The organism is Rhodococcus sp. ACT016, assembly GCF_050477185.1.
GTDB lineage: Bacteria > Actinomycetota > Actinomycetes > Mycobacteriales > Mycobacteriaceae > Prescottella.
Window position 1 is genome coordinate 4638190 of sequence record NZ_JBEAET010000001.1, and the last position, 14995, is coordinate 4653184.

Here is a 14995-nt window from a genome sequence, read left to right on the forward strand (position 1 = left end):
AGCGGGACGGATCGGTCGGGCGAACAGAGCGACACCGGAGAGTGTGGATACTGGCACCCATGAGTGAGCGCGCCGAGGGCACCGGACCCGACAACAACGGCGATACCGCGGACTTCCGGGTCCACGTGGCGAACCAGGCCATCCGGCTGTTCGCCGAGCACGGCTACGAGGCGACGACCGTCGATCAGGTCGCGGCCGCCGCCGGTGTCTCGCGGCGCACGTTCTTCCGGCAGTTCCGGTCCAAGGAGGACGTGATCTTCGCCGATCACGAATCGCTGCTCGAGCAGGCGTCGGCGTACCTCGCGACCACCACCGAGGATCCGTGGGTGGCGGTGTGCGAGGCCGCCCGGCTCGTGTTCGATCGGTTCCGGGAGAACCGCGAGCTGTCCGTGCGCCGGTACCAGGTGGTCCAGCGGGTGCCGGCGCTGCGTGAGCGCGAGCTGGTGACCGGGCACCGTTACGAACGTCTGTTCACCGACTACCTGCGCGGTGCGGTTCCGTCGGCGAAACCGCTGGACGTCGTCGGTTTCGCGGCGTCGGTGACGGCGTGCCACAACTACCTGCTGCGGGCGATGATCCGTGGCGACGACGCCGCGACCCCCGCCGAACTGCAGCGGACCCTCGCGGAGCTGCGGCGCAAGTTCGTGTCCGCGACCGCGGGTTCGGTCGCCGCCCCCACCTCGTCCGACGGGACCGCGGTGACGGTTGTGACGTACCCGGCGGGGACGCCGGCGGAGGAGGTGGCGCGGCGCGTGCGCCAGCAGCTCGAGGCGACGGAGTGACCGACCCGGGTACCCATCCCTTGACTGGCACTAAGTGCCATGGTTCACTGGGGCCATTCGTGGATCTACGTGCGCGATCGGACACGAACACCAGGAACGATCCGGCGCGCATGCCACAGCACGACGAACAGCCGTGGCACTGAGTGCCCCAGGACACACAGCACCGCTCGCTGCCGCTCGCTGCCAGCAGACCGTTCACGAACAACCGACCGTCCTGCACACCCGAGGAGCGTCCCCCATGGCCGGCAACCCCGATTTCCCCCTCTTCCAGCTGAACGAGGAGCACGACGAGCTGCGGGCCGCGATCCGCGCTCTCTCCGAGAAGGAGATCGCGCCCCACGCGAAGGAAGTCGACGAGCAGGCGCGCTTCCCCGAAGAAGCTCTGCAGGCTCTCGTCGCATCGGGATTCAACGCCATCCACGTTCCCGACGCCTACGACGGCCAGGGTGCCGACTCCGTCGCGGCGTGCATCGTGATCGAGGAAGTCGCCCGCGTCTGTGGCTCGTCGTCGCTGATCCCCGCCGTCAACAAGCTCGGCACCATGGGCCTGATCCTCAAGGGTTCCGAGGACCTCAAGAAGCAGGTGCTCCCCGAGATCGCGGCCGGTGCGATGGCGTCGTACGCCCTGTCCGAGCGTGAGGCCGGCTCCGACGCCGCCAGCATGCGTACCCGCGCCAAGGCCGACGGCGACGACTGGATCCTCAACGGCTCCAAGTGCTGGATCACCAACGGCGGCAAGTCGACCTGGTACACGGTCATGGCCGTGACCGACCCCGACAAGGGTGCCAACGGCATCTCCGCCTTCATGGTCCACAAGGACGACGAGGGCTTCGTCGTCGGCCCGCTCGAGCACAAGCTGGGCATCAAGGGCTCGCCGACCGCCGAGCTGTACTTCGAGAACTGCCGCATCCCGGGTGACCGCATCATCGGCGAGCCCGGCACCGGCTTCAAGACCGCGCTCGAGACCCTCGACCACACCCGTCCCACGATCGGTGCGCAGGCACTCGGTCTGGCGCAGGGCGCCTTCGACGCGGCCCTCGCCTACACCAAGGACCGCAAGCAGTTCGGCAAGTCGATCGCCGACTTCCAGAACACCCAGTTCATGCTCGCCGACATGGCCATGAAGATCGAGTCCGCGCGGCTGATGGTCTACACCGCGGCCGCCCGCGCCGAGCGTGGCGAGAAGAACCTCGGTTTCATCTCGGCCGCCGCGAAGTGCCTGGCCTCGGACGTCGCGATGGAGGTCACCACCAACGCCGTCCAGCTGTTCGGTGGCGCCGGCTACACCACCGACTTCCCGGTCGAGCGCATGATGCGCGACGCCAAGATCACGCAGATCTACGAGGGCACCAACCAGATCCAGCGTCTGGTGATGTCACGCGCACTGCTCAAGTGACGCACAGTTCTGCTGCGACGGTTCCCCAGCCTGCGGTCCTCGACGTTCAATGAGGGTGCGGCACACACGGTGCCGCGGTGATCGAAAGCAGGAATCGAACGGGGACTGCCGCGAGGGCAGTTCGTTCGGGGGCCGGTGCCGTGACCGACGCAGAGGAGTTGGTACACATGGGATCGATCAGCGTTCTCGGTGAGATGGTGCAGGTGTTGGCCCAGTTGATGGCCCTCATGGGCGGTCAGGGCAACGGCGGCGGAGGCCTCGGTGGTGGTCTCGGTGGCGGTCAGGGCGGCCTCGGCGGCGGTCTCGGCGGCCTCGGGGGCGGCAGCCTCGGCAGCTGACCTTTCGACGACACCCGCTTGTACCCGGTACCCCGGCGTCGGAGCTTCCGACGCCGGGGTGACCGATGTGAGGCGCCCGATAGCAGAATGACCCTTGACAGCATGTCGCCCGCCCGGCGACGTGAAGAGACGACAGTGGAGATTCGACTGTGGAGCTAGTTGGTGTGATCGGTGGCGGCACGATGGGTGCCGGCATCGCCGAGGTGTGTGCCAAGGCCGGAAGCGACGTCCTGGTCCTCGAGACCAAGCAGGAGTTCGCCGACGCCGCCCAGGCGCGCATCGCTAACTCGATCAGCAAGGGCGTCGCCCGCGGCAAGATCACCCAGGAGGAGGCGGACGCCGCCATCGGCAGAGTCCGGGTGACGCTCGACATCAACGAGTTCGCGGACCGCGACCTCGTCATCGAGGCCGCTCCCGAGATCGAGGCCCTCAAGGCCGACATCTTCGGCAAGCTCGACAAGATCGTGAAGCCGTCCGGCATCCTGGCGACCAACACGTCGTCGATCCCGGTCATCAAGATCGCGAACGCGACCGAGCGTCCGTCGCAGGTCGTCGGCGTCCACTTCTTCAACCCGGTGCCGGTCATGCCGCTGGTGGAGATCGTGGTCAGCCTGGTCACCTCTGAAGAAACTGTAGCAACGGTGACGAATTACGCGCGGAACACGCTCGGCAAGAAGGCCGTCCGCGCCGGTGACCGCGCAGGCTTCATCGTCAACGCGCTGCTCATCCCGTACCTGTGCGACGCAGTCCGCATGCTCGAGTCGGGCTACGCCACCGCCGAGGACATCGACGAGGCCATGAAGGGCGGCTGCGGCTACCCGATGGGCCCGCTGACGCTGCTCGACACCGTCGGCCTGGACGTCGCGCTCGCCGCGGCCGAGTCGATGTACGCCGAGTTCGGTCAGCCCAACTACGCGCCGCCGGCACTGCTCCGCCGCAAGGTGGATGCCGGACATCTCGGCAAGAAGGTCGGCCAGGGCTTCTACAGCTACAAGTAGGCAACAGCTCGAACCACAGCGAGCGCCCCATCGTCTCTCGGGAGATGATGGGGCGCTGGTTGTTTCAAGACTTCCGCCGAGGCCCACGGAGCCACCTCCGGCCCGCATCCCCCCGAGTGGGGAAGCGGGCCGGAGGCGTTCGGACGAATGTCAGGCGGCGGGGAACAGGGCGCCCAGCGCTCCGATCACTGCCAGGACCGCACCGATGCCACCGATGATGGTGCCGACGCCACTGACAACCGGCTGGATCTGCTTGAGCAGGGCGAGATCTGCGGCGGAAGAACCCATGTCGAAACTCCTCGAGTGAGTGTGTGTACGCACATTGCGCGTGGGGTGTGTTGCACGACGCCCACGAGACTACGTAGAGGCGCCGCGCAGAGACTCTGCGAGACAGTCAATTTCACTTCCGACCTGCTCGAATCTCCGTGAGCAATATTCACGTGACCTGGCAACGATCCCGGAACGATCGGGTGTCGAACAGGCGAACAGAAGCGGTCGAATCGGGTCAGCCGACCGAAAGCGAGCGCAATGCCCGGACAATTCCCGAGAGTGGGATCTGTTTGTCCGAGAAGTCGTAGTTGCGGACGCGCCCGTTCCCCAGGTTGAAGTAGACGCCCGCCTGACCGATCTCCGGAGGAACCGGCGCTGCCTTGCACGCGTCACCGACGATGCACGGGTACTCGGCGAACAGAGCCGCGATCCGCTCGACGTTCGACCGCGAGATCCGGAACCCCGGATCGATCAGCGATTCCAGCTCCACCTGGAAGTATGCGACGCCGGCGTCGACGAGCCGGTCCAGATGCTCCCGGCTGTCGAGCAGGGAGACATCGTCCTTCAGGATGAAGAAGCCGTTCGCGATCTTCGGGACGGTCAGTCGTCGCAGGAGGTCCAGTTGCCTCTCGACCTCCGAGACCTTCGCCGAATCCGCGGACGTGAACTCGAAGTAGGCGGGTCGGAGCGTCTCGACGGCGTCGACGACGCGATCCGGCGAACACCCCGCTGACGCGTCGACATACAGCGACGTTCGCGGACCGACCGCCTCCTGCAGCGCGGCGAACGTATCCGCGTCGACCACCCGCCGGTCGGTCGCCGCCGGGTCCCCCAGGCAGATACCCACGAGGTCGACGTCGCGCAGCTTCTCCGCCTCCGCGGGCGAGACGACCTGGTTCACCTTGATCACAACAATCTCCTACATGCGCGCCAACCCCTCGGATGGTAGGCGGACGGTGATCCCGATCCCGGACGGAACGTCGGCAAACGAGACGGAGGTCCCCGCGCTCGTCGATCGAGCGCGGGGACCTCCGCGGAATGCCGTCGAACCGGGTCTCACTCGTCGAGGACGGTGATCCGCCCTTCGACAGCGGCACGGGCGATCGAATCCTGCATCGCCTGACAACTACGCGTGCGCGCCGTCGGATCCGACATCCCCTCCCCCAGCTCCTGGCACGCCGCCCGCGCCTCGGCCGTCCACTGGACCGTGGTGTGCTGCCAGCTGTTCTTGGTGACCAGCACCCGGCACCCGCAACGGTCGCACTCGACGGGTTCCATGGCTACGCCTGCTCCACAGCGGCGCGGCGGGCCAGGTTGTCGGCGACCTCGGCCTTCCATGCCTCTACCGGCTTGGTGGTGTCGAGTTCGAACTCGAAGCGGTCCACCATGTCCGGGGTGACGTCGGCGACGTCGACGTAGAACTGCTCGTACCAGCGGCGCAGCTGGTAGACGGGGCCGTCCTCGTTGGTCAGCAGCGGGTTCTCGATGCGGGTCTTGTTCTTCCAGATCTCGATGTCCTGCTCGAACCCGACACCGATGTAGCCGATCATCGCGTCCACCAGCTGGTCCGCGATCTCGGCCGGGACCTGCTCGGTCTTCTTTACCGAGATGCCGTACTGAAGCACGAACCGGTTCGGGGAGATCGGGTAGTGGCAGTTGATCAGCACGGACTCGACGTCGTACTTGTCGTAGTGGTAGACGAGGTCGTCGATCATGAACGACGGCCCGTGGTACGCGGCGACGGACGTGTTGCCGACGAGCTTGGGCACGTCCGGGTCGGTCCACTCGGTGATGTCCTCGCGGCCGACGCCCTTCTGTTCCTGGATCGCCACGTGACCCTCGAAGATGTTCTTGAAGTACGTGGGGAACGAGTAGTGCACGTAGAAGAAGTGCGCCATGTCCACGACGTTGTCGACGATCTCGCGGCAGTTGGTGTCGATGACCAGCGACTTCCACTGCCAGTCGGTCCACTCGGCGTCCACGGTGCGGATCGCCGGGATCGCCACCTCCGGCGGCGGCGGGTTGCCCTCGGGGTCGTTCCACACGAACAGCAGCTCGTCCTGCTCCATCGTCTTCCACGCGCGGGTCTTCGCGATCGGGGGAACACGGCGGGCGTAGGGGATGTCGGTACAGCGACCGTTGCCGCCCCACCGCCAGTCGTGGAACGGGCAGGCGACCGAGTCACCCTTGACGGTGCCCTGGCTCAGGTCGCCGCCCATGTGCCGGCAGTACGCGTCGAGCACCTTCAGGGCGCCCTTGCTGTCGGCGAACACGACCAGCTTGGTACCGAACGCCTCGACGGAGTGCGGCTTGCCGTCCCGGAATTCCTGCGCCAGTCCGAGGCAGTGCCAGCCCCGTGCGAAACGAGCGGGAGGCGTGCCCTGGTCGATGATGCGGATCTCGTCGGTGTCGGCATCCACGGAGGTCATGGTCAATCCTTTCGTTCCACGGAGCCGCATACGGGCTGTGCAGTGCTCCGCTCGACTTTCCAATCTCCTGTCGGTCGAGCCCAGGTTCCAGAGGTTCTCCCGGTGACCGGTCACCCGCCGGCCACGCCGGTCAGCTCGACACCACCCCGAGGAGGTCGGGTGCCACGACGTCGGAGAGTCGGTCCCACGGGACCGTCACCACGACCAGGCCGATCGCGTGCGGTCCGACCTGGTAGTCGGTGAAGTGGATCTCCATTCCCGCCGGGGTTGCGACCCAGTTGGCGAAGTTCTCCCGCTTCGGCTCGATGCCCTCGCGCTCGAACTCCGGCCCGGCGGCGGTGTCGGGCAGCAGGCGTGCGGATTCCTCGGACAGCCTGTTCAGACCGGCCTGTAGGTCGGGGAACAGGCGGTCGAGCGTGATCGGTTGCGCGTCGTCGGCGTCGACCACCACCGTCGCCACCAGCGGTGACGGGTGCGCGCCCGGCGGATCGGCGTTCCACGACGTGACGAGAAGTCCGCTGACGACCCGGGAACCGATGTGCACCACCGCGGATCGGTCGGTGGACTCGAGCGAGAACCGCTGCCCCGGCCAACCGTCGATCTGGTCCTGCAACGCCGCTCGCATCGACTCGTCGAACTCCGCCGTGACGGCCGGATCCCCTCCCTCGACCTGCGGCACCAGGACGTCGTAACGGACTCGGCCGTTGTCACCCGAGATTCGCACAGTCGTTGCGGTGTAACCGGTTTCGTTCCCGGAGAAGGCCACGGAGGTCGCTGAGGTCGCCGCGGTGCTCGACAGAGCCGACATCGCCGTCGGCGCCGCCGACACCGTGACCTCCAGCGACTCCGGCTTGCTGCCGGTGGTGCCGGTGGTGCCGGAGCATCCCGCCACGGCGAGCAGGATCCCGGCCGTCAACGTCGTGACCACTCCCCGGACGATCGGAGTATTCGCCATCGCCCCATCATCGCGCTCGGCGCCGGCGGCGGCACGGCAACGCCGGGAAGAGAATCGACTCGTTGCTCAGACGCAGGCCGGCGACGTCAGTCCCGCCACGCTGACGATCCCGCACGCGCTCTCCTGAGACAGCTTCCACACTCCGTCCTCGGCGACGAAGTTGACGATGCTCTCGGGCGCCGGCTGGCCGTCGAGTGTCATGACGACGGTCGCCGCCACCGCGCCGTCCCCGAGGTCGGTCACGTCCGTGACCTGAGCGGAGACCTTGTTGGCCTTCGCCGCCGCGACCACCTGGTCGATCAGCTGGGGATCCGCATCCGCGCCCTGGACGAGCGTGACCTTCTCGGCGGACGGGACGGTCTCGTCGAACGCCCGCAGCAGGCTGGCATTGAGCTCGGCGGTCGTCGGCACCGGGATCGGCGGCTGCGACGGCGCCACCGTGGTGGTCGTGCTCTTCGGAGGAGCCGGCGGGTCCCCACCATCCGAGCACGCGGTCGACGCCAGCCCCGCGCCGCACACCATCACGATCGCCGCCATCCGCAGTTTCGCCCCACCACGCATCGAGAACATGTTGCTCCATTCGTCCTGTTCTTCCTCGGTCGATGCAGGGTAGGTGGGCAGGATGCGCCCGCGTGCGGTGTCGGGCGGTGCGGCGCCCAACTCTTACCGTCTCCTCACGATTCCCGACTCGACCTTCCTGCGCGGTCCCACCGCGAGCACCATCGATTACATGAGCGCTCCGAAGCTCCACCTGAAGTCGGCGCGGGGTCGCTGGGTCGTGACCGCGACCGTTCTCGGCTCGTCGCTCGCGATGCTCGACGGCACCGTCGTCAACGTGGCGCTGCCGCGCATCGCCGAGGACCTCGGCGCCGAGGTGTCCGGGGCCCAATGGGTGCTCAGCGGTTACACCCTCACCCTCGCGTCGCTGATCCTGCTCGGCGGGGCGCTCGGCGACCGTCTGGGACGACGGCGCGTATTCGTCTGGGGAACAATATGGTTCGCAGTCGCATCGGGACTGTGCGCGCTGGCGCCCGACGTGATCACACTCGTCGCCGCCCGCCTGCTGCAGGGAGTCGGGGCGGCACTGCTGACGCCCGGGAGCCTGGCGATCATCTCCGCCTCGTTCGACGACGACGACCAGGGCGCCGCGATCGGCCTGTGGTCCGGGCTCGGCGGCGTGGCCGCGGCCGTCGGCCCACTGCTCGGCGGCTGGCTGGTCGAGGTCGCGGGCTGGCGGTCGGTGTTCCTCATCAATCTGCCGCTCGCCGTCGCCGTCGTGTGGGTGTCGGCCCGGCACGTGCCCGAGACCCGGGACCCGCACCCACCGGAGCGGCTCGACCTGCCCGGGGCGGTGCTCGCGGCCGCGGCGCTGGCCGCAGTGACGTACGGGCTGATCGAACAGACCGCGTGGGTGGCGGTCGTCGGTGTCGTGCTGATGGGCGCCTTCGTGGTGGTCGAACGGCGCTCGCGGTACGCCCTCGTGCCCAGTTCACTGTTCGCGTCGCGCGTGTTCGTGGCCGCCAACCTGGTGACCCTCGCGGTATACGCGGCGCTCGGCGGCGTGTTCTTCCTGCTGCTGCTCCAACTCCAGATCGTGTCCGGGTACTCGCCGCTGGCAGCCGGAATCTCGTCGCTGCCGATCACGATCCTGATGCTGCTGCTGTCCTCGCGGGCCGGGCGCTGGGCGCAGGTACACGGGCCACGGATCCCGATGACCCTCGGCCCGCTGCTCGGTGCCGCCGGGCTACTGCTGATGCTGAGGATCGGACCCCACGCGTCGTATCCGACGCAGGTCCTGCCCGCCGTCGTGGTGTTCGGACTCGGCCTGTCGGCACTGGTCGCACCGCTGACCACGGCCGTGCTCGGGTCGGTGTCGTCGGACCAGGCCGGGATTGCATCGGGCGTCAACAACGCGGTCGCCCGGACCAGTCAGCTGCTCGCGGTCGCCGCGCTGCCCGCACTGGCCGGAATCGGCGCCGACGCCCTCGCCGACCCCGCGGCGTTCGCCACCGGTTTCCGGATCGCGATGCTCATCTGCGCCGGCCTGCTCGTGGCCGGAGCGGTGATCTCCGCGGTGATGATTCCCCGGCACACCGCGGCCGAGGTCCCGACCGAGGAGGAGGCGGGTGAGAACGTCGCATGCCAACCGCACTGCGACGTCACGGCACCCGCCGTCCAACCGCCCACCCGATGACGCGTGTTCAGTCCGCCACGGCGGGCCATGCGATCGATGTGCTCCACGGGTACGCGGCCTCGAGCTGCGACGCGACCCGGATCAACAGATCCTCGCGGCCGTGGCCGGCGACGAGCTGCGCACCCAACGGCATTCCGGACGAATCCTTGCCCAACGGAAGGGAAATCGCCGGCTGCCCACCGCTGTTGAACGGCGATGTCAGCGCACCGTAGATGCCGGCATGCTTCCATATGGCCTCGAGATTCATCGCGTCGAGCAGGCCCAGCGGCGGTGTGGGAGCACCGAGCGTCGGCGTCAGCAACAGGTCGTACTCGGTGAAGAAGCGGCCGATCTCGCGGGCGGTCAGCTCGAGTGCCGTGTAGGCGGCAGCCAGGTCGGTGACGGACTGCGACTTGCAGCGCTCGTACTGGACGCGCGCCATCGTCTCGAGGTCGTCGTCGCGCAACTCCCGGCCCAGTTCGGCCAGACGCTGGTCGATCTCCACCGCCATCGGCGCGGACATCAGATACTGCATCGCCGCACCGAGGGCCTCGGGGTGGAAGACGGGGGCGGCCGTCTCGACGTGATGCCCCAGCTTCTCGAGCATGACGCCGACGTTCGACGCGACTGCCGCACAGTCCGGGTGGACCGACTCGCCACCGGGCATGGTGGTGGTGATCCCGATGCGAAGCTTGCCGGGATCGGCGCCCACTTCCGCGACGTACGGGCGCACCGACGGCGCGATGCCGAACGGTGCACCGACGGCGGGACCCGACGTGAGGTCGAGCAGCAGCGCGCTGTCCCTGACACTGCGGGTCACGGCGTGCTCCACGGACATCGGCCCGGCGAGCGGCGACCCCGACGGCATCCGACCGCGCGACGGCTTGAGACCAACGAGGCCGTTCGCGGAGGCCGGGATTCGGATCGAGCCGCCGCCGTCACTGGCGTGTGCGGCGGGCGTGATCCCCACCGCCACCGCCGCAGCCGAACCACCCGACGAACCGCCCACCCCGTGCGTGAGTCGCCGCGGATTGCGCGTCGGCCCGAACAGGACCGGTTCGGTGCTCGCGTTCTGGCCGAACTCGGGTGTGTTGGTCTTGCCGATGATCACGAGTCCGGCTCGGCGGTAACGCGCCACCAACTCGGTGTCCTGCTCCGCGACCCGCCCGGCGAACAGGCGCGAACCGTTCGACGTCGGCATTCCCGCCACATCGGCGTGAAGATCCTTGATCAGGAAAGGGATTCCACGCAGCGGACCGTCCGGCAGCCCGGCGTCCACCTCGGCGAGCGCCTCCTCGGCGCGGTCGGCAACGACCGCGTTCACGGTGGAGTTGCGCTCCTCGAGACGCCGCAGCGCGAACTCCACCACCTCCCGCGCCGACACGTCACCGCGGTCGATCGAGGCGGCCAGCCCGGTCATGTCCTGATCGTCGAACAAACTCTCCATCGACATACCTGTTCCTCCCACTCCCGCGTTCTGCGCACTTATCGCTCTCCGAGACCCGGAGTTTTCGCGACAAGTGCGCAAAACGCGAGAGATGAATGTGTCAGACGTTGTGGCAGGCCACGTAATGGTTTTCGTCGACCTCGCGCAGCAGTGGTTCCTCGGCGGCGCAGCGGTCGGTGGCCAGTGGGCAGCGGGTGCGGAATCGGCAACCGGACGGCGGGTCGAGTGGGGAGGGTAGGTCGCCCTCGATCTGCGGGGTCTCGTCCGCTTCTCCTCGGTGCACGTCGGGGTCGGGGATCGAGGCCAGCAGCAGCCGCGAATACGGGTGCCGGGCTTGGCGTTCCATGTCGTCGCTGGGCGCGATCTCGCACACCTTGCCCAGGTACATCACCATCACCCGGTCGCTGATGTTCTTGACCACCGCCATGTTGTGGGCGATGAAGATCATCGTGAGCTCGAACTCGGTCTTGGTCTGCTCGAGCAGGTTCAGGATCTGGGCCTGCACCGACACGTCGAGACTCGAGACGGGTTCGTCGCAGATGAGGACCTTCGGCTTGAGCATCATCGCCCGCGCGATGCAGACTCGCTGACACTGGCCGCCGGAGAGCTCTCCCGGCAGCCGCTCCCACACCATGTCCGGGTCCAGGCCGACGGCCTGCAGCAACTCCCGCCCCATCTGATCGAGGCGTTCGGTGTTCCGCTGGCCCCACATGCGCGGGCCCTCGGTGACCAGGTGCTTGACCTTGCGTCGCGGATTGAGCGACGAGATCGGGTCCTGCATGATCATCTGCATCTGTGCCCGAATCTTCCGCAGCGCAGACGGACTCAACGTCGTCAGTTCGACACCGTCGATCGCCACGCTGCCCGACTTCGGCGCCGGCAACTGCAGCACGGCCCGCCCGGCGGTGGACTTGCCGCAGCCGGATTCACCGACGATGCCGAGGGTTTCACCGGGCAGCAGGTCGAAGCTGATGTCCGACACAGCATGCACCGTCTGGCCGCGCCCGGCCGGGAACTCGACGACGAGGTTCTCGACCGCGAGCACGGGCCCCTCGTCCCTGCGCAGGTGCGCAACTCCACTTCCGGCCATCAGATGCTCTCCACTTCCAGCTCACGATCATCGGCCCCCGCAGCGACCGGCATTCCGAGGTCGGCGACGCCGTCCAACGGGAAATGGCAGGCCACCTCGTGCGGGTGGCGAGCGCCGACGGTGTCCGCGGACGCCGTCAGGGTCGGCACGACCTCCCGGCACGTGGGCTGCGCATACTTGCAGCGGGACGCGAACGCACACCCCCGCGGTGGCTTCGTCATGTCCGGCAGACCACCGTCGATGGACTCGAGCCGGGTGTGCGGCGGCTGCTCGAGCCGCGGCACCGCCGCCAGCAGCGCCTCGGTATAGGGGTGGCGGGGGCTGGCGAACAGCTGCCGGGTCGGCGCGGTCTCCACGATCCGGCCCGCATACATCACGGCGACCCGATCGGTCTGTCCGGCAACGACTCCGAGGTCGTGGCTGACGAGGATGCCGGCCATGCCCATCTCGGTGCGCAGCGAGTCGAGGAGCTCGAGGATCTGCTTCTGCACCGTCACGTCCAGGGCGGTGGTGGGCTCGTCCGCGATGGTCAGCTTGGGATCGCACGCGAGTGCCATCGCGATCACCACCCGCTGACGCATACCACCGGACAGCTCGTGCGGGTACTGGTCGATCCGCCGCGTCGGCTCCGGGATGCGGACCTTGCGCAGTAGTTCGATCGCGCGTTCGCGGGCCGCGGTCTTGTCCAACCCCAGATGCGCGCGCAGCGATTCGGTGAGGTGGGTGCCGATCCGCTTGAACGGGTTCAGTGCCGACATCGGGTCCTGGAACACCATCGCGATGTCCTTGCCCCACACCTGCTGCTGCTCCTTGCGGGTCAGCGCCTGCATGTCCCGGCCCATGAACCGGATCTCCCCGGTCACCGTGGTGCCGCCACCGCCCGACACCAGACCCATGATCGTCTGTCCCAGAACCGATTTACCGGACCCGGACTCACCGACCAGACCCAGGGTTTCGCCGGCGTCGAGCTCGAGCGACACCTGCTCGACCGCGCGGAGTTGCCCCCGCTTGGTGCGGAACCTCGTGGACACGCCGTCCACCGTCAGGAGTGGATTGTTGCTGCTCACAGTTTCACCTCCCGGGTGCCGCCGGTGCGCTTCTGGGCCTTCTCGCCGACCATGTTGAACGAGAACACCGTCAGGAACAGGAACAGGCCGGGTACCAGCACGATGTACGGGTGCTGCTCGAAGACGTTGCCCTGGCCCTCGGAGATCATGTTTCCCCACGTCGGGGACGGCTGTTGGATACCCAGTCCGAGGAAGCTCAGCGACGCCTCCGCGACGATCATCACCGAGATCATCACCATGCCCAGCGATGCCAGTGGCAGCGCGACGTTGGGCGCGATCTCCCGCAGCATCACCCGCCACTTGGTGGCACCCATAGCCCGTGCGGCAAGGACGAATTCACGTTGCGAGAACACGAGCGTGTTGGCCCTGGCGATGCGGACCATACTGGGTATCGCCAGGATGGCCAGTGCGAGTGAAATGTTGCGGAGGTTCGGCTCGAGCACCGAGGCCAGCGCGATCAGCAGGATCAACGCGGGCACGGCGAGCAGCGAGTTGGTCAGCACGCCGATGACCCGATCGATCTTGCCGCCGAAGTAGCCGGCCAGGATGCCGATCGCGCCACCCACGATCATGCCGATCAGCACGGCCGCCACCGCCACGATCAGCGAGGACCGCGCACCGTAGATCGACCGCGCGAGCATGTCGAGACCGAAGTTGTTGGTGCCCAGCGGGTGCGACGAGAACAGGCTCGGCGACGCGTAGCTCTTCGCGCTGAGGGTTTTCGTGGTGTCCTCGTGCTCGGCCAGCGGCAGCAACGGCGCGAGGATCGCCGCCGCGATCAACACCGTCAACCACACACAGGACAGGATGAACGTCAGGTCGAAATCGGATCCGAACCGCGCCAACCCGATTCGCCGCACACCCATGTAGAGCGCGATCAGGCCGATCAGGAAGATCACGACCCGCGCCCCCATCACCAGCATCGGCGCCAGCCCGATACCGGCCGCGATCACACCCACCACGGTGAGGATCGCGCCCACGCGGTACAGGTTTCGACGCTCGGCCGCATCGGTGGGATCGACAATGGTCTCCGGATCCGACTCGTCCAGCACCCGGCCCGTGATGGCCGGCATCTCGATGTCGTCGGTAGTGGTCTCAGACATGGGCTCGTCGGCTCCTTGGGTCGAGGTATCCGTAGGAGATGTCGATGACACCGTTGGCGACGACGTAGATCACGGCGATCACCAGCACCGCACCCTGCACCATCGGCATGTCACCCTGCTGCGCCGCCCGCACGACCAACGAACCCATCCCCGGCAGCGAGAACAACGTCTCGACGATCACGGTGCTACCGATCATCGAACCGAGCACGATGCCCAGCATCGTGATCAACGAGAACGACGACGGCCGCAACGCATCACTGAACAGCAACCGCCCGTTCGACATGCCCTTCGCCTTCGCGACCAGGATGAAGTTCTCCTTCAGCGTCATCACCAGATCACTGCGCAGGATCCGCGTGAACATCGCCATCTCCAACAAACTGATCGCGATCGCCGGCAGGATCGCGTGATACAGGTTCTGCCCCAAGCTGTCCGAGATCCGCACCCACTGCGAACGCGGGAACCACCCCAGATAGTTGACCATCACCATGATCAGCAGCAGACCCGACAGAAAACTCGGGATCGACAGCACCGCGAACGTGCCCGCCCCGATCGTGCGATCGATCCAACCACCCTGGTGCCGAGCCGAGTACATCGCCAACGGCACCGCGACGACGATCGCGATGAACAAGCCCATCACCGCCAACTGCAGACTCACCGGAAGCGCCGCGCTGATGCTGTCGGTCACCGGCCCCTGCGGCGGAACCATCGAGTTACCCAGATCGCCGTGCAACGCACCCGACAACCAGTGCCAGTACCGCGTCAGGAAGGGATCGTCGAGCCCCATCTCGGCGCGCACCCGCGCATAATCCTCGGGCGCATGCCCCTCACCGAGTATCGCAACCGACGGATCGCCCGGAATGAACGATACGAGGGCGAAAGTGCCGAGACTGACGATGAAGAGCACGACGACCAGCTCGATCAACTTGTCGATCACTGTTCGCGTCATC

16 protein-coding genes are annotated in these 14995 nt (G+C 67.3%); 5 read left to right on the forward strand and 11 right to left on the reverse strand.

Annotated features, from left to right (window positions below; translation table 11 throughout):
• The first annotated feature begins 59 nt into the window (after positions 1 to 59).
• The 4 genes from ACQ5DX_RS21215 to ACQ5DX_RS21230 all read left to right on the forward strand — a co-directional run bounded on the left by ACQ5DX_RS21215 (position 60) and on the right by ACQ5DX_RS21230 (position 3514).
• On the forward strand, positions 60 to 782 hold the full coding sequence (locus ACQ5DX_RS21215) for a TetR family transcriptional regulator (RefSeq protein WP_430334453.1): 723 nt from the start codon (positions 60 to 62) through the stop codon (positions 780 to 782).
• A gap of 238 nt (positions 783 to 1020) precedes the next feature.
• Positions 1021 to 2178: an acyl-CoA dehydrogenase gene (locus ACQ5DX_RS21220; RefSeq protein WP_430334454.1), complete on the forward strand. Its 1158-nt coding sequence runs from the start codon at positions 1021 to 1023 to the stop codon at positions 2176 to 2178.
• A 167-nt stretch (positions 2179 to 2345) separates the two neighbouring features.
• Positions 2346 to 2516: a hypothetical protein gene (locus ACQ5DX_RS21225; RefSeq protein ID WP_430334455.1), complete on the forward strand. Its 171-nt coding sequence runs from the start codon at positions 2346 to 2348 to the stop codon at positions 2514 to 2516.
• Positions 2517 to 2665: 149 nt separating this feature from the next.
• Positions 2666 to 3514: a 3-hydroxybutyryl-CoA dehydrogenase gene (locus ACQ5DX_RS21230; protein WP_430334456.1), complete on the forward strand. Its 849-nt coding sequence runs from the start codon at positions 2666 to 2668 to the stop codon at positions 3512 to 3514.
• A 150-nt stretch (positions 3515 to 3664) separates the two neighbouring features.
• Here ACQ5DX_RS21230 and ACQ5DX_RS21235 read toward each other — a convergent pair whose 3' ends face one another.
• The 6 genes from ACQ5DX_RS21235 to ACQ5DX_RS21260 form a co-directional block, all read right to left on the reverse strand.
• Positions 3665 to 3802, reverse strand: coding sequence for a hypothetical protein (locus ACQ5DX_RS21235; protein ID WP_430334457.1), 138 nt, complete (start codon positions 3800 to 3802; stop codon positions 3665 to 3667).
• 217 nt (positions 3803 to 4019) lie between these two features.
• Positions 4020 to 4694: a hypothetical protein gene (locus ACQ5DX_RS21240; protein ID WP_430334458.1), complete on the reverse strand. Its 675-nt coding sequence runs from the start codon at positions 4692 to 4694 to the stop codon at positions 4020 to 4022.
• A 146-nt stretch (positions 4695 to 4840) separates the two neighbouring features.
• Positions 4841 to 5062: a hypothetical protein gene (locus ACQ5DX_RS21245; RefSeq protein ID WP_430334459.1), complete on the reverse strand. Its 222-nt coding sequence runs from the start codon at positions 5060 to 5062 to the stop codon at positions 4841 to 4843.
• A gap of 2 nt (positions 5063 to 5064) precedes the next feature.
• Complete coding sequence (locus ACQ5DX_RS21250; RefSeq protein ID WP_430334460.1) at positions 5065 to 6213, reverse strand: Rieske 2Fe-2S domain-containing protein; 1149 nt, start codon at positions 6211 to 6213, stop codon at positions 5065 to 5067.
• Between the two features lie 130 nt (positions 6214 to 6343).
• Positions 6344 to 7168, reverse strand: a complete 825-nt coding sequence (locus tag ACQ5DX_RS21255) for an RsiV family protein (RefSeq protein ID WP_430334461.1) — start codon at positions 7166 to 7168, stop codon at positions 6344 to 6346.
• Between the two features lie 66 nt (positions 7169 to 7234).
• Positions 7235 to 7738, reverse strand: a complete 504-nt coding sequence (locus tag ACQ5DX_RS21260) for a hypothetical protein (RefSeq protein WP_430335765.1) — start codon at positions 7736 to 7738, stop codon at positions 7235 to 7237.
• Between the two features lie 160 nt (positions 7739 to 7898).
• On the opposite strand from ACQ5DX_RS21260, the gene ACQ5DX_RS21265 reads away from it, so the two are divergent.
• Positions 7899 to 9362, forward strand: a complete 1464-nt coding sequence (locus ACQ5DX_RS21265) for an MFS transporter (RefSeq protein ID WP_430334462.1) — start codon at positions 7899 to 7901, stop codon at positions 9360 to 9362.
• A gap of 7 nt (positions 9363 to 9369) precedes the next feature.
• Here ACQ5DX_RS21265 and ACQ5DX_RS21270 read toward each other — a convergent pair whose 3' ends face one another.
• The 5 genes from ACQ5DX_RS21270 to ACQ5DX_RS21290 form a co-directional block, all read right to left on the reverse strand.
• Complete coding sequence (locus tag ACQ5DX_RS21270) at positions 9370 to 10794, reverse strand: amidase (RefSeq protein WP_430334463.1); 1425 nt, start codon at positions 10792 to 10794, stop codon at positions 9370 to 9372.
• Between the two features lie 94 nt (positions 10795 to 10888).
• Positions 10889 to 11878, reverse strand: a complete 990-nt coding sequence (locus tag ACQ5DX_RS21275; protein ID WP_430334464.1) for an ABC transporter ATP-binding protein — start codon at positions 11876 to 11878, stop codon at positions 10889 to 10891.
• Positions 11878 to 12945, reverse strand: coding sequence for an ABC transporter ATP-binding protein (locus tag ACQ5DX_RS21280; RefSeq protein ID WP_430330764.1), 1068 nt, complete (start codon positions 12943 to 12945; stop codon positions 11878 to 11880). Before ACQ5DX_RS21280 ends, ACQ5DX_RS21275 begins: the two co-directional genes overlap by 1 nt.
• Positions 12942 to 14048, reverse strand: a complete 1107-nt coding sequence (locus tag ACQ5DX_RS21285; RefSeq protein WP_430330765.1) for an ABC transporter permease — start codon at positions 14046 to 14048, stop codon at positions 12942 to 12944. Before ACQ5DX_RS21285 ends, ACQ5DX_RS21280 begins: the two co-directional genes overlap by 4 nt.
• A complete protein-coding gene (locus ACQ5DX_RS21290; protein ID WP_430330766.1) occupies positions 14041 to 14994 on the reverse strand; it encodes an ABC transporter permease in 954 nt (317 codons plus the stop codon). Before ACQ5DX_RS21290 ends, ACQ5DX_RS21285 begins: the two co-directional genes overlap by 8 nt.
• Between the last annotated feature and the right edge of the window lies 1 nt (position 14995).